The sequence below is a fragment of the Sodalis sp. RH16 genome (genome assembly GCF_047324245.1).
Taxonomy (GTDB): Bacteria; Pseudomonadota; Gammaproteobacteria; order Enterobacterales; family Enterobacteriaceae; genus Acerihabitans; species Acerihabitans ligni.
This window is the reverse complement of sequence record NZ_CP178737.1, coordinates 1,772,032-1,791,158: the sequence shown is the minus strand read 5'-3', so window position 1 is coordinate 1,791,158 and position 19,127 is coordinate 1,772,032. Positions and strand designations below refer to the sequence as shown.

Below are 19,127 nucleotides of genomic sequence, written 5' to 3'. Positions count from 1 at the left end.
AAACACATATTAATAATTAGGTGCATATAATGAAGGAGAACAATCAATATGAACAATATTCTTATATCGTCCTCGGCTGAATGCTATCAAATAATAGGTTCGAATTTTAAACTAACTTAAAAGTGTGCGGAGAAAAATTCATTTCAATTAGTGCAACCAATAATAATTTCGCGCCGTATAAAGTGAGTTGCCCGGCAATAAGTTAAAAAAGTACAGCGAAGTATAAAATACCTGTTTACATCATCTATAAATGGTGTCAAATAATATATAAGGTAACGCTAAGTGAACAGAGAATAAGACTGAGTCTGACTTCCCCAAAATGACCATAACCTTTATGTCATAACGGTGGAAGCCTTGGTTATTTGAGATTTACGCGTTAACCGGCACATCCTGAGATTTGTGGCATAGCATTCAGGCACCTCTTCGCCATGTTTCATCCCCCTTTCTCTAGGGGACGCCGCTCTGAGTGTCGTTTTCGCGTCAAGCCCCAATGCTAGCGGGAATTCAGTACAAATTTCTCGATTGCCACCGCAACGCCGTCTTCCAGATTGCTTTTGGTCACGAACTGGCTGGCGGCTTTTACTTCATCAATGCCATTCCCCATCGCCACGCCAATGCCGGCATACTTAATCATTGCTAAATCATTCGCCTGATCTCCGATCGTCATTACCTCATCAGCCGTGATATGCAGATGCTCCGCCAATGCCTTGACTCCCTCGCCTTTATTCGCCTCTTTGCGCAACAATTCCAGGTAATATTCGGCGCTTTTCATAATGGTATATCTGTCAAAGGCTTCCTGCGGGATCTGGCTGATGGCGTGGTCCAAAATAGCCGGCTCATCAACCATCATCACTTTAGGAAACCGGAGACCCCGGTCCATTTCATCTACCCGGCGGAATTTTAACGGCATACCGGTCAGAAAAGCTTCAAAAACGGTATAGCGGCCGATATCCCGATTTGCCGTATAAAGTGTGGAGAAAGTCAGCGCGTGAAAATGCACACCAAGCTGTCGTGATAACGCCTCGAAATAAAGATAATCGTCAAAATCGAGGGTAATTTCCGATACGCGATCGCCGTTAACCGTCCGCTGGACCAGCGCGCCGTTATTGGTAATGCAGTAATGCCCTTCCTGTTGTAAATCCAGCTCAAGCAGGTAGCGCTGTATGCCGATAAAGGGCCGGCCGGTGGCCAAGACAACATAGACACCCTTATCCCGCGCTGCGCTTATGGCGCGTTTAACCGCGGGGGTTATCTCATGTTTATGATTTAACAGGGTCCCGTCCATATCTATTGCTATAAGTTTTATCGTCATTGCACCCTCTTTAGGCGGTGGCGGAAAGCCAGAATCAGTCGCCATTCCGTCATCACTCAATCATCATACTAAACCAACCGATAATAGCGCAAATCCACCGCTTACGGCGAATGTTTCGTGTTGATTCCGGTTTGCAGGCATCCCTGAAGGTAAATATGCTCACAGATTGCGTTGCCGGTAATTAGACTGAAAGATATTTCAATGGGCTCATGATTTTATCCTTGAATATTAAAGATACATCAGACTATTAAATTAATATTGATTTAACCCATTATTATGAAATATTTCTAACCTTCTTTCGTTAGACTTCTTATGCGGATAATTTATTATTGATTGCCGTCATTGAGTGACATAAAAAGTAGCAAACCCAAAGGAAGGGAATATATGAAAACAAAATCACTGGTGAAGATTAAACCGGAAAATGGAAAGCTGCGCGTCGAAGTATGGCTATTCGAGCCAAGGGCTATCACGTGTTATATCATCGAGGGCACTCTTTTTCGAACGATGACGAGATCGCGAGTTGTTCATTGATACTAATTCATTTGATATTTTATTAGTTATAATTAAATTATATTATTATCTAAGGAAACGCCGCGCCAAATAATGGCGCGGCAGTTACCGTTGTCGTTCCATTTAAAGTGACTTGCCCCTAACTCGACAACGTTGACATTATATAAGAAGTTGAGTAGACGTGTAAATATCCGAACTAGCAAAACACAACTATAAAAATAGTAAACAAATAATAGAGATTATATATACTTATATTATATAAATTCAAATGATTCATAACCATAAATTGAAAAGAAAGGCAGCCAACGGCCGCCTTTTTTGTTTTCAGCGCCAATCAAAAGCTGACCGCCGCTATCGATAAACGTTAAATATCGATATTAGCCGCTTTCAACGCATTCTCTTCAATGAAGGCGCGCCGCGGTTCCACCGCATCACCCATCAGGGTGGTAAATAGCTGATCGGCGGCAATAGCGTCTTTGACGGTCACCCGCAGCATGCGGCGGCTTTCCGGATCCATGGTGGTTTCCCACAGCTGCTCCGGATTCATTTCACCCAGCCCTTTATAACGTTGTATGGCCAGACCGCGCCGTGACTCTTTTACCAGCCAGTCCAATGCCTGCTCAAAGGTGGTAACCGGCAGGCGCCGTTCACCCCGCTCCACAAAAGCGTCCGATTCTATCAGGCCGCGCAGTTTTTCACCCAACGAGCAAAGCTTGCGATATTCGCCGCCGTGAACAAACTCGAAATCCATCACATAATCGGTATCCACGCCATGGGTACGAATCTTCAGCACCGCCTCGTACAGCTGGCGTTCACGGTTTTCGCGCACGGTATAGCTATAGCTGCTGCCATGTTTTTCGTTCTGATTGAGATCGTTCACCAAGGCGCCGATCCAACTTGCCACATGCTCTTGGTTCGCCAGATCCGGCTCATGGAGCGTCGGCTGATAGATCAAATGATTCAACAAGGCGCGCGGATAACGACGCTCCATACGGCCAATCATCTTTTGCACCGCATAATGCTCGGCAACCAGTTTTTCCAGCGGCTCGCCGGCCAATGCCGGGGCATGCTCGTTGGGATGAACCGCGGCACCGTCCATCGCCAGCGATATCTGATATTGATCCATGGCATCATCATCCTTGATGTACTGCTCTTGCTTGCCTTTCTTCACCTTGTATAGCGGCGGCTGGGCGATGAAGACATGACCGCGTTCTATCACCTCGGGCATTTGGCGATAAAAGAAGGTCAGCAGCAGGGTGCGGATATGGGAACCATCCACATCGGCATCGGTCATGATGATGATATTGTGATAACGCAGTTTATCGGGATTGTATTCATCCCGGCCGATACCGCAGCCCAGCGCGGTAATCAGCGTCGCCACTTCCTGAGAAGAGAGCATCTTGTCAAAACGCGCTTTCTCCACATTAAGGATTTTCCCTTTCAGCGGCAAAATCGCCTGATTTTTACGGTTCCGGCCCTGTTTGGCCGAACCGCCCGCCGAGTCCCCTTCCACCAGATAAAGTTCTGACAGCGCCGGATCCCGCTCCTGACAGTCCGCCAGCTTGCCCGGCAACCCCGCCAAATCCAATGCCCCTTTACGCCGGGTCATTTCCCGCGCTTTGCGCGCCGCTTCACGGGCGCGGGCGGCATCTATAATCTTGCCCACCACGATCTTGGCATCGGTGGGGTTTTCCAGCAGATAGGCCACCAGCCGCTCATTCATCTGCGTCTCCACCGCGGTTTTCACCTCGGAGGAAACCAGCTTGTCCTTGGTCTGGGAGGAGAATTTCGGGTCCGGCACTTTTACCGACACCACGGCTATCAATCCTTCACGGGCGTCATCGCCGGTGGCGCTGACCTTCGCTTTTTTGCTGTAACCCTCTTTGTCCATATAGGAGTTCAGGGTACGGGTCATTGCGGCACGGAATCCCACCAAATGCGTACCGCCATCGCGCTGGGGAATATTGTTAGTGAAGCAATAAATATTTTCCTGGAAGCCGTCATTCCACTGCAGGGCGACTTCCACGCCGATACCGTCTTTTTCCGTGGAAAAATAGAATACCGTAGGATGAATCGGCGTCTTGTTTTTATTCAGGTATTCAACAAAGGCTTTGATACCGCCTTGATAATGAAAAAGATCTTCTTTATCGGTCCGTTTATCCACCAAACGGATGGCCACGCCGGAATTGAGGAAAGACAATTCCCGCAGGCGCTTGGCCAGTATTTCATACTGGAATTCGGTATTGTTGGTGAACGTCTCCAGGCTCGGCCAGAAACGCACGGTGGTCCCGGTTTGATCGGTTTCGCCGACGATGGCCAGCGGGGCCTGCGGTATGCCGCCTTTATAGGTCTGCTCATGGACTTTGCCTTCGCGGCGAACCACCAGTTCCAGCTTTTCCGACAAGGCATTGACGACCGATACGCCCACGCCGTGCAAACCGCCGGACACCTTATAGGAATTGTCATCGAACTTACCGCCGGCGTGAAGCACGGTCATGATGACTTCAACGGCGGAGATACCTTCTTCCTCATGGATGCCGGTGGGAATACCGCGCCCGTCATCCTGAACCGATACAGAGTTATCTTCATGAATGATAACGACAATTTCTTTACAATAGCCGGCGAGGGCTTCGTCGATAGCGTTGTCCACAACCTCGAATACCATATGGTGCAGACCGGTGCCGTCATCCGTATCACCGATATACATTCCCGGACGTTTACGCACTGCGTCCAGTCCCTTGAGTACTTTGATACTTGAGGAGTCATAAGAATTCGACATCAACGTTTCTCGCTCATTTTAAACTTCGGATTGAATACGTATTTTACCTTGTTCCACCAGGAACATCCTGCCCTTTTCATCCGTAATATCACGGATTTGTTCAGCGCTCAGCGCGCTGACGAAAACCTGGGCCCGGGTGGCTTTCAAGCGCTCCGCCAGCAGCCTGCGGCGGCCGGCGTCCAGCTCTGAGGCAAAGTCATCTATCAAATAGAGGCACTGTCTACCGCTCTGGCGGGTCAGAAACTCGCCTTGCGCCAAGCGCAAGGCGCACATCAATAATTTCAATTGGCCGCGGGACAGCAAATCCTCAACCGGGACTCCCTCGGCGCGGATGCGAAAATCCGCCTTGTGCGGGCCGGAAGCAGTATATGTCAATGCCCGATCGCGCTCAAACTGCCGTTCCAGCAGATCGCCGTAGTCACTTTCGCGATCCCAGCCGCGCTGAAAACTGAAGTCCAGTTTGAACTCCGGTAAAAACAAGGCGCAGGTCGCAGTGATATCTACCGCTATCGCTTCGCTGTACAGGGCCCGCCAGCGGCTTATCAGCGCCGCCAGGGGGATCAATTCCTGATCCCAGGCGCGCAGCTGCGCATAACGGCTTACCTGGCGTAAAGCCGCATTTCGCTGTTTGAGCAAACGCTTCAGGTTACTCCAGGCGGTGAAAAAACCCGGCTCGTTATGAAAACACCCCCAGTCCATAAAGGCACGACGGTATTTCGGACCGCCGTTCAGCAGGGTGAATCCCTCCGGCGTAATGAGCTGCATAGGCAACAGCTGGGCGAGCTCAGCGACTTTATGCCCGTCGCTGCCATCAATGCGTACCCGGTTATCCCCCAGCCGGTTTTTACTCAGACCCACCGACGTTTGCCGCGAGTCCGACCCCATCCCGTCTATCCGGCCATGCAGCATAAACTCCGGCTGCTCGTGACGAATAACGCGCCCCACCTGCAAGCTGCGGAATGCCCGGCCGTGTCCGAGGGTATAAATGGCTTCCAGGACGCTGGTTTTTCCGCTTCCGTTGGCACCGACCAAAAAATTGAAATCAGCGGCCGGGGCCAAATCGGCGGACTCGATATTACGAAAATCACGGATGAGAAGACGCGATAGGGCCATTCAGTCACACTACCTTACCACATCTCTAGAGACGCATCGGCATAACAACATAGGCCGCCGCCTGGCTGGCGCAGTCTTCGATTTGCACGCTCGACACCCCATCGGTCAGCAATAACCGGACCTGTTCACTTTTCAACGCGTTAAGCACATCCAGCACATAACTGACGTTAAAACCAATTTCCATTTCAGTGCCCTGATAGGAGACGTCCAGAATTTCCTCAGCCTCTTCCTGTTCAGGATTATTGGCGGTGATTTTCAGCTGATCGTTGCTCAGATACAGGCGCACGCCGCGGAATTTTTCATTGGACAGAATGGCCGCGCGGGCAAAAGCCTGCTTAAGCACATCACAACCGGCTTCCAGGGTCTTGTCCGGGTTTTTCGGCAGCACCCGGCGATAATCGGGAAAACGGCCGTCAACCAGTTTTGAGGTAAAGATATAATCACCGAGGCTGGCGCGGATATTATTGCTGCCGATTTGCAGCGTTAACGGCGTTTCGCCGCCATCCAGCATCCTCACCAGCTCCATCACCCCTTTACGAGGCACGATCACCGAATGGGTCGGCAGCGCCTGTCCCACCGGCATGGAACATACCGCCAGGCGATGCCCGTCGGTGGCGACGGTACGTAGCTCTTCGCCCTCGGTCTCGAACAGCATGCCGTTCAGATAGTATCGCACGTCCTGATGCGCCATGGAGAACTGGGTGGATTCAATCAACCGTTTCAGCGTGGCTTGGGGCAAGGTGAATTCAACCTCGCTTTGCCAGTCATCAAGATTGGGGAAATCGGTGGCGGGCAGGGTGGACAGGGAAAAACGGCTGCGTCCTGACCGGATCAGCATGCGTTCGTTTTCCTGCGTCACGGTAATTTCCGCCCCATCGGGCAAACCACGGCAAATATCGAAGAATTTGCGCGCGGGCACAGTGGTGGCGCCGGGCTCATGGGGTTGGGACAGGGCGACTTGCGCCACCATTTCCATCTCCAGGTCGGTACCGGTCAGCGATAGCCGATCTTCCGCCACCTGCAACAATAAGTTGCCCAGGATCGGTAGGGTGGGTCGCCCGCCTAACGGGCTGCTAACCTGTTGCAGAGGTTTAAGCAGATGCTCGCGTTCAACGATAAATTTCATAGTTAGGAAGATAATGTTCTGATTAAGTTGGAGAAATCTTCTTTTATATCGTGACTTTCTTCACGCAACTGCTCGATCTTGCGGCAGGCGTGCAACACGGTAGTATGATCGCGCCCGCCGAAAGCGTCGCCGATCTCCGGCAGGCTATGATTGGTCAATTCTTTCGACAGCGCCATAGCCATTTGCCTGGGCCGCGCCACCGAGCGGGATCGCCGTTTCGACAGCAGATCGGCCACTTTGATTTTATAATATTCCGCCACGGTTTTCTGGATATTATCGATGGTGACGAGTTTTTCCTGCAGGGCCAGCAAATCCCGCAGCGCTTCGCGCACAAAATCAATGGTAATGGCCCGGCCGGTGAAATTGGCGTTGGCGATGACCCGATTCAACGCCCCTTCCAGTTCGCGAACATTGGAACGTAAGCGCTTGGCGATAAAAAACGCCACTTCTCCCGGCAGCCGGATGTCGTTTTCATCAGCTTTTTTCATCAGAATGGCCACGCGGGTTTCCAGCTCAGGCGGCTCGATGGCCACCGTCAGGCCCCAGCCGAAACGCGACTTTAAACGATCTTCCACGCCGTTAATCTCTTTGGGATAGCGATCGGACGTCAGAATGATCTGCTGGTTGCCTTCCAGCAAGGCATTGAAGGTGTGGAAAAACTCTTCCTGCGAACGCTCTTTATTGGCAAAAAACTGAATATCATCAATAAGAAGGGCGTCCACGGAGCGATAATACCGTTTAAACTCCTCGATAGCGTTATTCTGCAGCGCTTTCACCATATCCTGCACAAAGCGCTCGGAATGCATATAGACCACCTTGGCATTGGCTTTACGGGCCATTATGCCGTTGCCCACCGCATGCAGCAGATGCGTTTTACCCAGGCCCGTCCCGCCGTACAGAAACAGCGGGTTGTAAGCGCCGCCGGGATTGTCCGCCACCTGCCGCGCCGCCGCGCGCGCCAGTTGGTTGGATTTCCCTTCGACAAAGTTATCGAAATTGTGCTTGGGATTGACATTCGAACGATATGACAGCTCCGGCTGCACCGGCGAACTGTCCCAGCTTGGCCGCATGGGCCTGGGACGGGCCGCCTGCACCGGCGCCTCATTGACATGGTTCACCGGCTGCGGATTGACCACCACCGATAACGGCGGCTTGCTTCCCACTTCAAATCGCAGCAAAGGCGCATCGGTACCGCAAAAATCATTTAACAACCCATTGATGTTATTCAAATACTTATCGCGCACCCAGTCCAGGACAAATCGGTTGGGGGCGTACAATGCCAGAGTGTTGTCACTCAGTTCCGCCTGAAGAGGGCGTATCCACATACTGAATTCTGTGGCAGGTAACTCATCCTGTAGTCGGGCAAGACATTGCTGCCAAAGCGAAAGTGACACGGCGGACTCCAATCGAACAAGATCAACAAAGGAAAAGAACAAAACTGTATGATTCAGGATCATCTTTTTGACACGGGTTACCGCGATGGCAATCCGCGAACCGCCTTAAACGGTTTACCGCAACGAAACCCCTTGAGGATCCCGTCAGGGGACTGCGGATCATAACGCAAAGCGCGCCAGAGATCCTCCTCTTCTACACAGTTTCGATCCTTTTTATCCACAGGCTGAAAAGGGCGGGAATGAGTGTAACCGATTCTCCATCCTTGGGATAAAATGTAAGTCTTATATCAGTGAAATTAAGCATAGTCTGATTTTCAACGGTTGCTCTTCTCTGGCGGGATCCTAAATTTAATGCGGCAGATCCCGCCTGATCCTTGCGCTTTGGCCTGGAACCCGTATAATTCTCACCCCTACGCGTGATGCCTGTTTCCTTTGTTCTGTTTTCAGACGAAGATTCCGGGCAGGCACGAGTATTCAGGTGGGTAAAACGTGATGGGAATTGACTCAGGACTGTACAATTACTACAATCCCGCCTCTTTAATGCGTAATGCGATTGAGGCGTCGGTCTTTTCACGCCGAACAGCCAAACGCGTTTACTGTGAAGTCAAATATTAGTTAGGTAGAAATCGCTATGAAACGCACTTTCCAACCGTCCGTATTGAAACGTAACCGTGATCACGGTTTCCGCTCGCGTATGGCAACGAAGAATGGTCGTCTGGTTTTGGCACGCCGTCGTGCTAAAGGCCGTGCACGTCTGACCGTCTCTTCGAAGTAATAAAGCTAACCCCCCGGGTGGTTAAGCTCGCATTTCCCAGGGAGTTACGGTTGTTAACTCCCAATCATTTTACTTTCGTCTTCCAGCAGCCACAACGGGCCGGCACGCCGCAAATCACCATCCTCGGCCGCCTGAACATGCTGGGGCATCCCCGCGTCGGTTTGACAGTCGCCAAAAAACATGTAAAACGGGCTCATGAACGAAACCGCATCAAGCGTCTTACGCGAGAAAGCTTTCGGACGCACCAGCACGCCCTGCCCGCAATGGATTTTGTCGTTATCGCCAAAAAAGGGGTGGCGGATTTAGATAATCACGCTTTGACGGAAGCGTTGGAAAAGTTATGGCGCCGCCATTGTCGCCAGTCTCCGGGCTGCTGATCGGGCTGATACGCTTGTATCAACTCTATATCAGCCCGCTGCTGGGGCCTCATTGCCGGTTCCAGCCCACATGCTCGCAGTATGGTATCGAGGCAATACGCAGGTTCGGTATGTTAAAAGGCAGTTGGTTGACATTAAAACGCGTATTAAAATGCCACCCTTTGAACCCAGGTGGCGATGACCCCGTGCCGCCGAAAACCAACGATAACAGAGAACATTAACGATGGATTCGCAACGCAATCTTCTTTTCATCGCTCTGCTGTTCGTGTCTTTCATGATCTGGCAAGCCTGGCAAACGGACCACAATCCGCAGCCTGCGACGGTTCAGACTACGCAACAGACAGCGAACACAGCTACCGGTGACGCAGCAAATCAGGGTTTACCCGCCAGTGGGCAAGGGCAATTGATCAAAGTGAAAACCGACGTTCTGTCGCTTTCCATCAATACCCGTGGCGGCGATATCGAGCAGGCTCACTTGCTGACTTATCCTGATAAATTGGGTTCAGATCAACCTTTCCATTTGCTTGAAACCTCCCCCGAATTTGTTTATCAGGCGCAAAGCGGCCTGACCGGCAAAAATGGTCCGGATAATCCGGCCAACGGCGAACGTCCTCTGTACAATATCAATCAGGACACCTATGTCCTGGCGGATAACCAGGGCGAGCTACGCGTTCCCCTGACCTATACCGCGCCGGACGGCGTCGCCTATACCAAGACTTTCATCCTCAAACGCGGCGACTATGCGGTGAATGTGGAATACAGCGTCAACAACACCAGCGACAAACCCCTTGAACTGGTGATGTTCGGCCAATTGAAGCAGTCCGTGGATCTGCCGAAGCACCGCGATACCAGCAGCAGTAATTTTGCGCTGCACACCTACCGCGGCGCGGCTTACTCGTCAAGCGATACCAAATACAAGAAATACAGCTTCAGCAATATCAAAGACGATAACCTGAACATCAATACCCAGGGCGGCTGGGTCGCCATGCTGCAGCAATATTTCGCCACCGCCTGGATTCCGCAAACCCCCGGCAACCATAATTTCTTCACCAGCAATCTGGACAACGGCCAGGCGGCAGTAGGTTTCAAATCCACCCCGGTTACCGTGGCCCCCGGCGCGCAGAACACCTTGGACGCGACGTTATGGGTTGGTCCGGAAATCCAGGACAAAATGGCCGCCATCGCGCCGCACCTGGATTTAACCGTGGATTACGGCTGGCTGTGGTTTATCAGTCAACCGCTGTTCAAGCTGCTGAAGTTTATTCATAGCTACGTCGGTAACTGGGGCTTCTCGATTATCGTCATCACCTTTATCGTCCGTGGCATCATGTATCCGCTGACCAAAGCGCAATACACCTCCATGGCGAAGATGCGCATGCTGCAGCCCAAACTGGCGGCCATGCGCGAGCGTATCGGCGACGACAAGCAGCGCATGAGCCAGGAAATGATGGCGCTGTATAAGACCGAGAAGGTCAACCCGCTGGGGGGTTGCCTGCCGCTGGTGGTGCAGATGCCTATCTTCCTGGCGCTGTATTATATGCTGATGGGCTCCATCGAGCTGCGCGGCGCTCCGTTTATCCTGTGGATACAAGATCTTTCCGCTCAGGACCCCTATTACATCCTGCCGATCCTGATGGGCATTACGATGTTCTTCATTCAGAAGATGTCGCCCACCACCGTTGCCGACCCGATGCAGCAGAAGGTCATGACCTTTATGCCGGTGATCTTTACCGTATTCTTCCTGTGGTTCCCGTCGGGCCTGGTGCTGTACTATATCATCAGCAACATGGTGACCATTATCCAGCAGCAGCTGATTTATCGCGGCCTGGAAAAACGCGGTTTGCACAGCCGGGATAAAAAGAAAACCTAGCAGTTATGCAAATTTTCTCGGAGTCAACGAGGCGGGACAGGATGATAGAAGAGTAAACCGTCCGCGCCATGGACGGCGCGGATCGAGCCCCCAGGGATGGGTTTACGGCGTGTTTACGATCTAGCATCCTGTTCCGACTGGAAACTTCGTCAGCAAATGCAAGGGCGGTCATATGGCCGCCTTTTTTTATTATGCGCGCCGTCCAAGCGCGAAGAGAGAACAGCATGAGCCAGTCCGATACCATTGTAGCCCTCGCCACGCCGCCGGGACGCGGCGGGGTAGGCATCGTGCGGATTTCCGGCCGCTTGGCCGCCGAGGCGGCGCGCCGGCTGCTGGGCAAACTACCCAAACCCCGCTACGCCGATTATCTGCCGTTTCGCGACGAGGACGGCGCTGTGCTTGATCAAGGCATAGCCCTATGGTTTCCCGGCCCGAATTCCTTTACCGGCGAGGACGTGCTGGAACTGCACGGCCACGGTGGCACGGTGATATTGGATATGTTGATAAAACGCGTCCTGGGGCTGCCAGGCGTGCGTATCGCCCGTCCGGGAGAGTTCTCTGAACGGGCGTTCCTCAACGATAAGCTTGATTTGGCCCAGGCCGAGGCCATCGCCGACCTGATTGACGCCAGTTCGCAGCAGGCCGCCCGTTCGGCGGTGAATTCGCTCCAGGGCGTTTTTTCCCAACGCATACAGCATTTGGTGGAAGCACTCACTAACCTTCGCATCTATGTAGAAGCCGCCATCGACTTCCCTGACGAGGAAATCGACTTTCTCTCCGACGGCAGGATTGAACGCCGGCTCAACGAGGTCATGGACGAGCTTAAAACGGTACGCTCCGAAGCCCGCCAGGGCAGCCTGCTGCGAGAAGGCATGAAGGTCGTGATAGCCGGTCGCCCCAACGCCGGTAAATCCAGCCTGCTCAATGCCTTGGCCGGTCGGGAAGCAGCCATTGTTACCGATATCGCCGGCACCACCCGCGACGTTCTGCGGGAACATATCCTGCTGAACGGCATGCCGCTGCATATTATCGACACCGCCGGCCTGCGGGAAGCGGGTGATGAAGTGGAACGCATCGGCATCCAACGCGCCTGGCAGGAGATAGAACAGGCAGACCATGTGCTGCTGATGGTGGACGGCACCACCACCGCGGTAAACGACCCCAATACCCTGTGGCCGGAGTTTGTCGCCAGGGTTCCCGCCGCGTTGCCCATAACCGTTATCCGTAACAAAGCCGATCTGACCGGTGAAGCCGAAACCGTAAGCGAAGTGAATGGCCACTCACTTATTACCCTTTCCGCCCATTCCGGCGCCGGCATCGACCTGCTGCGGGACCATTTACTGCAAAGCATCGGCTTCAACGGCAACCTGGAGGGGGGCTTCCTTGCCCGGCGGCGTCATCTGCAGGCCCTGGATACGGCGGCGGAACATCTGATAATGGGCAAAGAACAGTTAGTAAGTGCTTACGCTGGTGAGCTACTGGCGGAGGAATTACGGCTGGCGCAGCAGGCATTAAGCGAAATTACCGGTGAATTCACTTCGGATGATTTGCTGGGACGGATATTTTCGAGTTTTTGTATCGGGAAGTGATGTTGGTTAGATAGGACAATTAAAATGGACACCGATTATCCTGGCTTTGATAGGTCCAAACAATAATCATCTTCTCAAGTATTGCCCTTACCCTATCCACACATGAAACTGGTAACAGGTAACACCTTATACTCCATAAGAGGCCAGCTTCATGTCAACATCAAGCACCACACTCAAGATCGACGACAGACTCAAAGAGCGTGTCAAAAAACTGGCGGATTCACGCGATCGCAGCCCACACTATCTGATGATTGCCGCTATCACACAATATATTGAACACGAAGAGGCACGCGAGAGTTTTAAGCAGGAAGCCATCGACTCTTGGCGTGAGTATCAGGAAACCGGCCTGCATCTGACGGGTGATGAAGTCAAAACCTGGCTGCGTGGCTGGGGAACAGAAGCGGAAACGGATATTCCTGAATGCCACAAGTAATCATCACACAACGAACTGCAACCGGGTTAACGCGCTGTCGTGAGTTCCTGACCAGCAAAAATCCGCTGGCAGCCATTAGGGCGGGTCAGGTTCTCGAAGCGCATTTTGAGCAACGGGGAAACAACCCCGAAATGGGCCGCCCTTTTACTGAGCTGCCGGTATTACGCGAACTGATGATTGAATTCGGCGATTCCGGCTATGTGGCGTTGTACCGCTACGAGAAAATAAAAGACCGTGTTTATGTGCTGGCCTTTCGGCATCAGAAAGAAGCAGGGTATTAACCCGCGAGAAATTAAAGTGTTATAAACGACTACCGTTTTGTGTCCAAGATTGTGCCCACCGCACAAAAACACGACAATAAATACAATGGTAAATCAACCGGATATCCACGTTTTCCAGCTTTTGTATCGTATCTGCGTAGGTTCATAGCGGACTAACCAGAAATAGACTCGCATTCGTATAATGTCACAGCAAGCCTAAAAATATTAGAAAGCGAATAACCAGCGGCGGCGTGTATTAATGCTCAGGCGTCACTTCGGCCGTTTTTCCCGAATTCTGATCTTACGATCTATCAACCCCCCCACACCATCATAATAGCGACTCGGCCAAATCTCAGCAGGATGAATACTCAGTGCCTCGGCAATAAGCCATTCACCTTTCGGCCAAGGACGCGTCAGCGCATTTGCCAGTGTCGATGAGCCAAGGCCGGCGGAGCGTGAAAGCCCAGCCAATGTGGTGCCCTGTTTTCGCAAGGCAGCGATTATATCCGCCGGATGCCAGTCGTTTTTCATGTAAACCTTAACTCTTTGCCATTAAGAGAATATAGGCTCCCAATACTACGTTATTCGTAGTATCGATTTCAAGCCATAACTACGATTATCGTAGTTATGAAATCTAAACCAAACTACCATGAAGTTTTTTACCAGCGACTCAAGCAGGCACGGCTTGCTAAGGGTTTATCACAGAAGAAGCTCGGCATTGCCGCCGGGATTGACGAGTTTGTCGCAAGTGCCCGTATCAATCGTTATGAGAAAGGCGTCCATGAGGCCAGCATCAAGACCGCCCAGCAGTTAGCCGATGTGCTGGAGGTGCCGTTAGCTTATTTTTATACCGACGATGATATGTTAGCCGAATTGATGCTGGCATTCCTGACGCTATCGCCGGAAGAGAAAACAGAGATTTTTACATTGATAAAAAGGCGGGCTGAAAGGAAGCATTGATGGTTTGGTTCCCCTACAAGTCAGATTTATACTGAATGCCCCAACAGTGCAATGATGAAAAATTCACCAAAAATATTAGAAAAATTCACAATAATTAAACACTGTTCATTTCATATAATCCCACCTTGGTATTTTATTTGTGGAAATTCATTATTGATAATTAGTATCTGAAAACAGCGAGCGTGTTGCATTAAATTGCAAAGCACCTTGAAAATTTATACCGCACTCACTTCGGTCAAAATAACGTTTATATTCGGTAGATATTCACACCGTTACCGAACAGTGAAATTAAAACCCATGGCAAAGCAGCATTGCTTGAGTATGTGCAAAAACATATCAGAGCAAGGGATATCAACCTACGGCTGCCGGATATTGCTTTTTTAATGGATTTGGCGCAACTCAGCGAAGACCAGGGGAAATCGCTGCTGCGCTACCTCGCCCAGGAGACAAACACTCTTGACTCGAAAACCTTTTTACGTATTCTTGTGGAAAATACGCCACGTTACAGGGATGAAATGATGACTCTAGCAGAACATCTGAAACTGGAAGGAAGGGATGAAGGAAGGAATGAAGGACGTAGTGAGCAAGCCCGGGAAATCGCCCGTAATTTATTGTCTATGGGTCTGGATCACACAACGATAGAGCGGGCCACGGGATTGAGTAATATAGAGCTTGATGCGTTGATGGATTTAGCGGTAAGAATGAAGGGCTAATCATACAGGCTTTCAAGAATCATACTCACCGGTAGAAAGATTTGTGTATGGTTATTTTTCGGCCGATGAGTCCAAACAAATAAAATATGATTTTTCAATTATTAAAATTTAATTTGATAATTTTCAACAGCATTTTCTGTTATGCAAACCCCCTATTATAGATTGAATTTATTAAGGTAATTTGGCCTATGAGCCGGAGTCCTGTGAGTTATTTCGGAAAACGAGCAGCGCCCGAACAACCAGCATAATGCGTTCAACGCGCGCACCGGGCCTGATTCGGCCTGAACGTTCAAGCTCGGCCAGTCCATGCAAGGCCGCCCAAAAAGTCTCGGTCACAAGCTCCTCGTCGTCGCAAAACGGCGTTATGACCGTAGCAATAGCGTCGAAAGCCGCCCGCAGTTCCGGTCTGGTTTCTGCTTCAGCGAACCGCAGATCCGTCGGCAGGATAAACATGGCCTCGTAGAGTGCTGACTGGCCCAATGCGAAGTCGAAATAAGCCATGGCGACATTCTCGAGGGCGTTTCGTGGTCCGGTGGCTTCACGCGCCGCTTCCTGAATTGCGACGGTAAGCTCCTGGAAACCCTCGATGGCGACGGCTGCAACAATCGCATCCCGGTTCTCGAAATGTGAATAGAGAACCGGCTGACTATATTCAATCTCTTCGGCCAGGCGGCGGATCGTTACGGCATTCCATCCTTCTCGCTCCGCGATCGCACGCGCTGCCGCGATGATGCGGAATTCGCGTTCAGCGCGTTGTCTGCCTTTCCGCTCGGCGATACTCATCGTTCGATCTCCCAGACACAGATGTGCGATATGCCTTGTTATTATACGGAGGCTTGATTATCTAGCAATGATAGATTATATTTCATTGCTATATTTAACCATTAAGGATACTACCGCCATGCATTGGCTTGTGATGGGAATGGCGCTGTTACTGGCGCTGGCGATTATCGCGATCGGCACCCAATATGTTTTGAAACCGATGACCGCGACACGCAGTTTCGGCCTGCCGTTGCCTGAAAGCGGCGCCAACATCCCTTGGTGGCTCCGCCTCAAGGGGGTGCGGGACATTGCATCGGGAGTGCTGATACTGGCGTTCATGGCCTGGGGCGCCCCCCAAGGGATCGGCATCATCCTGCTGGTGGAAGCCATCGTCCCTGTCGGCGACATGCTGCTGATTCTGGCTGCGAAAGGCTCCGCCAAAAGCGCCTTCGGCATTCATGCCCCTACGGCCGTGCTTATGATCTTAACGGCTATTCCTTTACTGATGGGGGTACGCTGAGATGGTCCATGCTGTTTCGGTTTGGCTCCTGGCCTCCGGCTTCCTTGGAGCAGGCCTTGTTAACGCCATCGGCACGGCCGCGACGCGACGCGATTTTGCCCGATGGGGTTACCCGCGCTGGTGGGGCCGTTTTACCGGCGGCCTGGAAATATTAAGCGCCTTGCTGATTGCGCTGCCCGCCAGTCGAATGGTTGGTCTGGCGCTTGGGACAGCAATTATTGCGGCCGCGGTGGTGACCGTTTTGCGCCACCGCGACTTAACGCACCTTGTACCACTGAGTGTTTTTATCGTCGTGATCGCGCTCGCAGAGATATCGTCTTGAGTGTGTGGCACGGAAATAATCATACGTCGTTCGAATGTATCCCACAGGGAATCTTGCCACTAAATAGCTTTGCAAAATAGGAGATCTCTTTGATGGAATTCAGTCCGAATTGAGCATCGGATCAATCGGCAGAGAAAAGAGCAAAGTCAGATACTCTTTACCATCAGCGCCAGTTGTAAACTTCTGGTTTACAACCGCCTCCTCAGCCAGCCCCCCCTTAGTGATCACGCTTTTCAAGTGTTTGCCGAAATTTTGTTCACTGGTCTGGTACAACTCGGCCATTTCCAACTGAGTAAGCCAAACCTGACCACTCATTTCACGCAGTACAAACCGGCTCTATCAGTGCAAAGATTAAAAATCCACCAAAAATAGTTAAAAAACACCTTAATAAATAAACTCTTCTCAATTAATATAATCCGAACGTAGTATTTTATTTGTGGAAATTCATTGATAAAAATAAGTAACCGATAAGAAATACAGTATTGCATTAAAGTGCGAAGCACCTAGAAAATTTATACCTTGCTCAATCCGGTCAAAATGCCGTTTATATTGTGTAGATATTCACACCGCTACAGTGAACCGATGAAAACTATCCCTATACCTCATGATTCGTTGTTCAAGAAATTCTTTAGCGATGCCAGCGTCGTCAATGATTTCCTGCAAATACACCTGCCGCCAGCTTTGCGGGAAATATGCGACTTTGGCACGCTGGCCATTACTTCAGGCTCCTTTGTCGAAGATAACTTTAGCACCCAGTACACCGACATGCTCTACAGCATGCACACCTCGGAGGGAGAAGGTTATGTCTATTGCCTGATTGAACACCAGTCCAGCGCGGACGAGATGATGGCGTTTCGGCTGCTGCGCTACAGCATAGCGGCAATGCATCGCCACCTTGAGCAAGGTCATAAAAAACTGCCGCTGGTGATACCGTTGTTGTTTTACCATGGTAGACAAAGTCCCTACCCGTACAGCACCCTTTGGCTGGACTGCTTCCACAACCCAGACGTGGCACAAATGCTGTATTGCCAAGCGTTTCCCCTGGTAGATATAACGGTTATCCCAGACAATGAAATCAAAACCCATCGTAAAGTCGCGCTGCTGGAATTTGTACAAAAGCATATCAGGGCAAGGGATATTAATGTTTGGCTACCGGATATTGTCTTTTTGCTGAAATTTGAAAATCCCAGCAAAGAGCAGGTGAAATCGCTTTTGAGCTATCTTACGCAGGAGGGAAATAATCTTGACTTAGAAACCCTTTTACGTATTCTTATGGAAAATACGCCACGTTACAGGGAGGAAATGATGACTCTTGCAGAAAACCTGAAACTTGAAGGACGGAGCGAGCAAGCCCGAGAAATCGCTCTTAATTTATTATCCATGGGTTTAGATCGCGCCACGATAGAACGTGCCACCGGATTGAGCTCTAATGAACTTGATGCCCTGATGGAGCAAGCAGCGTAAATCAAGGGCCAAACAACGACGCTTCAATGGATCAAGCTTCTCGGTGGGGAAGTTTGTAGTTAAATGCTTTTTCGGTCGCAAAGTGTAAGGAATACAAGATTTGCTCATTATCGAAATTGAGTCAGCATATATTATTTAATCAATTTAATATTGAGCTATTAAATTACTTTATCATCGAAGAGAAACGGACTCCCGAGTTTGATAAAAATATAAGTAAGCACATCGTTGGTCGGGCCCGAAGGAGCGAGGCTCATGGATGAGCCGAGTTTTACCAACGCCCCTGCAACTTAAAATATGAAGAGCTTAATGATTTCCTAACGGCAAATATATTCCCTAAAAAAATGTTCATGACTCGCTTTAGGTCATGACGTAAAAAAACACGGGTTTCCCCTGATGGATGTGATCGTTATACCGAGCGACAAAATCAAAACCCATCGTAAAGTCGCGCTGCTGGAATTTGTACAAAAGCATATCAGGGCAAGGGATATCAATATTTGGCCACCGCATTGAGTTCAAGCAGAACTTGGCGGACTGATGAACGCTGAACTTAAAAATCTGACCCGCTAAGACACATATCGGATTGTGGACAACGGTTTTTTTAGCAACCTGTACGGGCACAAGGTCTACACCGCGACAATAATCCACTTTTCCAGCTCTGGAACACCCATACCATTGATCAACCTTGCAGCAGCCAGCTCATCAATCCCTTCCCTCATAACTTCAGTAATGTAATATTTTATCACAATAATTTAACAAGAGTCATTCTCTTTAAACTTGAGGGAAATCGTGTTGTTGCGACCATAGCCTCTACAAAACATGAGGTTATTCAATCAAATGATTTTTAGCAT

20 protein-coding genes and 1 pseudogene are annotated in these 19,127 nt (G+C 50.6%); 13 read left to right on the top strand and 8 right to left on the bottom strand.

Annotated elements, in window-relative coordinates; translation table 11 throughout:
- Positions 1 to 493: 493 nt before the first annotated feature.
- The 5 genes from yidA to dnaA form a co-directional block, all read right to left on the bottom strand.
- A complete protein-coding gene (yidA, locus tag ACL2XJ_RS08160) occupies positions 494 to 1,312 on the bottom strand; it encodes a sugar-phosphatase (RefSeq protein WP_413726185.1) in 819 nt (272 codons plus the stop codon).
- An 874-nt stretch (positions 1,313 to 2,186) separates the two neighbouring features.
- Positions 2,187 to 4,601, bottom strand: coding sequence for a DNA topoisomerase (ATP-hydrolyzing) subunit B (gene gyrB, locus ACL2XJ_RS08155; protein WP_132924060.1), 2,415 nt, complete (start codon positions 4,599 to 4,601; stop codon positions 2,187 to 2,189).
- A gap of 18 nt (positions 4,602 to 4,619) precedes the next feature.
- Positions 4,620 to 5,714: a DNA replication/repair protein RecF gene (gene recF / locus ACL2XJ_RS08150; RefSeq protein ID WP_413726184.1), complete on the bottom strand. Its 1,095-nt coding sequence runs from the start codon at positions 5,712 to 5,714 to the stop codon at positions 4,620 to 4,622.
- Between the two features lie 25 nt (positions 5,715 to 5,739).
- The gene (dnaN, locus tag ACL2XJ_RS08145; RefSeq protein WP_132924062.1) at positions 5,740 to 6,840 is read right to left on the bottom strand and encodes a DNA polymerase III subunit beta; all 1,101 of its coding nucleotides are present in this window, start codon (positions 6,838 to 6,840) and stop codon (positions 5,740 to 5,742) included.
- 2 nt (positions 6,841 to 6,842) lie between these two features.
- Complete coding sequence (gene dnaA / locus ACL2XJ_RS08140) at positions 6,843 to 8,234, bottom strand: chromosomal replication initiator protein DnaA (RefSeq protein WP_132924063.1); 1,392 nt, start codon at positions 8,232 to 8,234, stop codon at positions 6,843 to 6,845.
- Positions 8,235 to 8,865: 631 nt separating this feature from the next.
- Here dnaA and rpmH point away from each other — a divergent pair.
- From rpmH to ACL2XJ_RS08105, 7 genes are all read left to right on the top strand, one after another.
- The gene (gene rpmH / locus ACL2XJ_RS08135) at positions 8,866 to 9,009 is read left to right on the top strand and encodes a 50S ribosomal protein L34 (protein WP_132924064.1); all 144 of its coding nucleotides are present in this window, start codon (positions 8,866 to 8,868) and stop codon (positions 9,007 to 9,009) included.
- A gap of 17 nt (positions 9,010 to 9,026) precedes the next feature.
- A complete protein-coding gene (gene rnpA, locus ACL2XJ_RS08130) occupies positions 9,027 to 9,386 on the top strand; it encodes a ribonuclease P protein component (RefSeq protein WP_132924065.1) in 360 nt (119 codons plus the stop codon).
- The gene (gene yidD / locus ACL2XJ_RS08125) at positions 9,350 to 9,607 is read left to right on the top strand and encodes a membrane protein insertion efficiency factor YidD (protein WP_132924066.1); all 258 of its coding nucleotides are present in this window, start codon (positions 9,350 to 9,352) and stop codon (positions 9,605 to 9,607) included. Before rnpA ends, yidD begins: the two co-directional genes overlap by 37 nt.
- A 2-nt stretch (positions 9,608 to 9,609) precedes the next feature.
- Complete coding sequence (yidC, locus tag ACL2XJ_RS08120) at positions 9,610 to 11,256, top strand: membrane protein insertase YidC (RefSeq protein WP_132924067.1); 1,647 nt, start codon at positions 9,610 to 9,612, stop codon at positions 11,254 to 11,256.
- Between the two features lie 224 nt (positions 11,257 to 11,480).
- Entirely contained in the window at positions 11,481 to 12,845 is a 1,365-nt protein-coding gene (gene mnmE, locus ACL2XJ_RS08115; RefSeq protein WP_413726183.1) for a tRNA uridine-5-carboxymethylaminomethyl(34) synthesis GTPase MnmE, read from the top strand.
- 151 nt (positions 12,846 to 12,996) lie between these two features.
- Positions 12,997 to 13,278, top strand: coding sequence for a CopG family ribbon-helix-helix protein (locus tag ACL2XJ_RS08110; protein ID WP_331122750.1), 282 nt, complete (start codon positions 12,997 to 12,999; stop codon positions 13,276 to 13,278).
- Positions 13,266 to 13,559 (top strand): type II toxin-antitoxin system RelE/ParE family toxin, encoded by a 294-nt coding sequence (locus ACL2XJ_RS08105; RefSeq protein ID WP_413726182.1) that lies wholly within the window; start codon positions 13,266 to 13,268, stop codon positions 13,557 to 13,559. The genes ACL2XJ_RS08110 and ACL2XJ_RS08105 overlap by 13 nt, the downstream gene beginning before the upstream one ends.
- Before the next feature lie 249 nt (positions 13,560 to 13,808).
- Here the strand turns inward: ACL2XJ_RS08105 and ACL2XJ_RS08100 are convergent, their stop codons facing one another.
- Complete coding sequence (locus ACL2XJ_RS08100) at positions 13,809 to 14,069, bottom strand: helix-turn-helix domain-containing protein (protein WP_413726181.1); 261 nt, start codon at positions 14,067 to 14,069, stop codon at positions 13,809 to 13,811.
- 96 nt (positions 14,070 to 14,165) lie between these two features.
- On the opposite strand from ACL2XJ_RS08100, the gene ACL2XJ_RS08095 reads away from it, so the two are divergent.
- Positions 14,166 to 14,498, top strand: a complete 333-nt coding sequence (locus ACL2XJ_RS08095; RefSeq protein ID WP_203524265.1) for a helix-turn-helix domain-containing protein — start codon at positions 14,166 to 14,168, stop codon at positions 14,496 to 14,498.
- Between the two features lie 323 nt (positions 14,499 to 14,821).
- Positions 14,822 to 15,211, top strand: a complete 390-nt coding sequence (locus ACL2XJ_RS08090) for a hypothetical protein (RefSeq protein WP_413726180.1) — start codon at positions 14,822 to 14,824, stop codon at positions 15,209 to 15,211.
- Positions 15,212 to 15,397: 186 nt separating this feature from the next.
- On the opposite strand, the gene ACL2XJ_RS08085 is transcribed toward ACL2XJ_RS08090, so the two are convergent.
- On the bottom strand, positions 15,398 to 15,994 hold the full coding sequence (locus ACL2XJ_RS08085; protein ID WP_413726179.1) for a TetR/AcrR family transcriptional regulator: 597 nt from the start codon (positions 15,992 to 15,994) through the stop codon (positions 15,398 to 15,400).
- A gap of 118 nt (positions 15,995 to 16,112) precedes the next feature.
- On the opposite strand from ACL2XJ_RS08085, the gene ACL2XJ_RS08080 reads away from it, so the two are divergent.
- Together ACL2XJ_RS08080 and ACL2XJ_RS08075 are read left to right on the top strand one after the other, a co-directional pair.
- Positions 16,113 to 16,493: a DUF4267 domain-containing protein gene (locus tag ACL2XJ_RS08080; RefSeq protein ID WP_132924074.1), complete on the top strand. Its 381-nt coding sequence runs from the start codon at positions 16,113 to 16,115 to the stop codon at positions 16,491 to 16,493.
- A gap of 1 nt (position 16,494) precedes the next feature.
- Positions 16,495 to 16,815 (top strand): DoxX family protein, encoded by a 321-nt coding sequence (locus ACL2XJ_RS08075; RefSeq protein ID WP_413726178.1) that lies wholly within the window; start codon positions 16,495 to 16,497, stop codon positions 16,813 to 16,815.
- A 99-nt stretch (positions 16,816 to 16,914) separates the two neighbouring features.
- Here the strand turns inward: ACL2XJ_RS08075 and ACL2XJ_RS08070 are convergent, their stop codons facing one another.
- The gene (locus ACL2XJ_RS08070) at positions 16,915 to 17,130 is read right to left on the bottom strand and encodes a hypothetical protein (RefSeq protein WP_413726177.1); all 216 of its coding nucleotides are present in this window, start codon (positions 17,128 to 17,130) and stop codon (positions 16,915 to 16,917) included.
- Between the two features lie 267 nt (positions 17,131 to 17,397).
- On the opposite strand from ACL2XJ_RS08070, the gene ACL2XJ_RS08065 reads away from it, so the two are divergent.
- Positions 17,398 to 18,279, top strand: coding sequence for an Rpn family recombination-promoting nuclease/putative transposase (locus ACL2XJ_RS08065; RefSeq protein WP_413726176.1), 882 nt, complete (start codon positions 17,398 to 17,400; stop codon positions 18,277 to 18,279).
- A 375-nt stretch (positions 18,280 to 18,654) separates the two neighbouring features.
- Positions 18,655 to 18,768, top strand: a pseudogene (locus ACL2XJ_RS08060) (Rpn family recombination-promoting nuclease/putative transposase); the annotation flags it as partial.
- Positions 18,769 to 19,127: the final 359 nt, after the last annotated feature.

Bases quoted from the DNA above. Each gene is read 5' to 3' on its own strand.
- yidA (WP_413726185.1), bottom strand. From the start codon at position 1,312: ATGACGATAAAACTTATAGCAATAGATATGGACGGGACCCTGTTAAAT.
- gyrB (WP_132924060.1), bottom strand. From the start codon at position 4,601: ATGTCGAATTCTTATGACTCCTCAAGTATCAAAGTACTCAAGGGACTG.
- recF (WP_413726184.1), bottom strand. From the start codon at position 5,714: ATGGCCCTATCGCGTCTTCTCATCCGTGATTTTCGTAATATCGAGTCC.
- dnaN (WP_132924062.1), bottom strand. From the start codon at position 6,840: ATGAAATTTATCGTTGAACGCGAGCATCTGCTTAAACCTCTGCAACAG.
- rpmH (WP_132924064.1), top strand. From the start codon at position 8,866: ATGAAACGCACTTTCCAACCGTCCGTATTGAAACGTAACCGTGATCAC.
- yidD (WP_132924066.1), top strand. From the start codon at position 9,350: ATGGCGCCGCCATTGTCGCCAGTCTCCGGGCTGCTGATCGGGCTGATA.
- yidC (WP_132924067.1), top strand. From the start codon at position 9,610: ATGGATTCGCAACGCAATCTTCTTTTCATCGCTCTGCTGTTCGTGTCT.
- mnmE (WP_413726183.1), top strand. From the start codon at position 11,481: ATGAGCCAGTCCGATACCATTGTAGCCCTCGCCACGCCGCCGGGACGC.
- ACL2XJ_RS08110 (WP_331122750.1), top strand. From the start codon at position 12,997: ATGTCAACATCAAGCACCACACTCAAGATCGACGACAGACTCAAAGAG.
- ACL2XJ_RS08105 (WP_413726182.1), top strand. From the start codon at position 13,266: ATGCCACAAGTAATCATCACACAACGAACTGCAACCGGGTTAACGCGC.
- ACL2XJ_RS08100 (WP_413726181.1), bottom strand. From the start codon at position 14,069: ATGAAAAACGACTGGCATCCGGCGGATATAATCGCTGCCTTGCGAAAA.
- ACL2XJ_RS08095 (WP_203524265.1), top strand. From the start codon at position 14,166: ATGAAATCTAAACCAAACTACCATGAAGTTTTTTACCAGCGACTCAAG.
- ACL2XJ_RS08085 (WP_413726179.1), bottom strand. From the start codon at position 15,994: ATGAGTATCGCCGAGCGGAAAGGCAGACAACGCGCTGAACGCGAATTC.
- ACL2XJ_RS08080 (WP_132924074.1), top strand. From the start codon at position 16,113: ATGCATTGGCTTGTGATGGGAATGGCGCTGTTACTGGCGCTGGCGATT.
- ACL2XJ_RS08075 (WP_413726178.1), top strand. From the start codon at position 16,495: ATGGTCCATGCTGTTTCGGTTTGGCTCCTGGCCTCCGGCTTCCTTGGA.
- ACL2XJ_RS08070 (WP_413726177.1), bottom strand. From the start codon at position 17,130: ATGAGTGGTCAGGTTTGGCTTACTCAGTTGGAAATGGCCGAGTTGTAC.
- ACL2XJ_RS08065 (WP_413726176.1), top strand. From the start codon at position 17,398: ATGAAAACTATCCCTATACCTCATGATTCGTTGTTCAAGAAATTCTTT.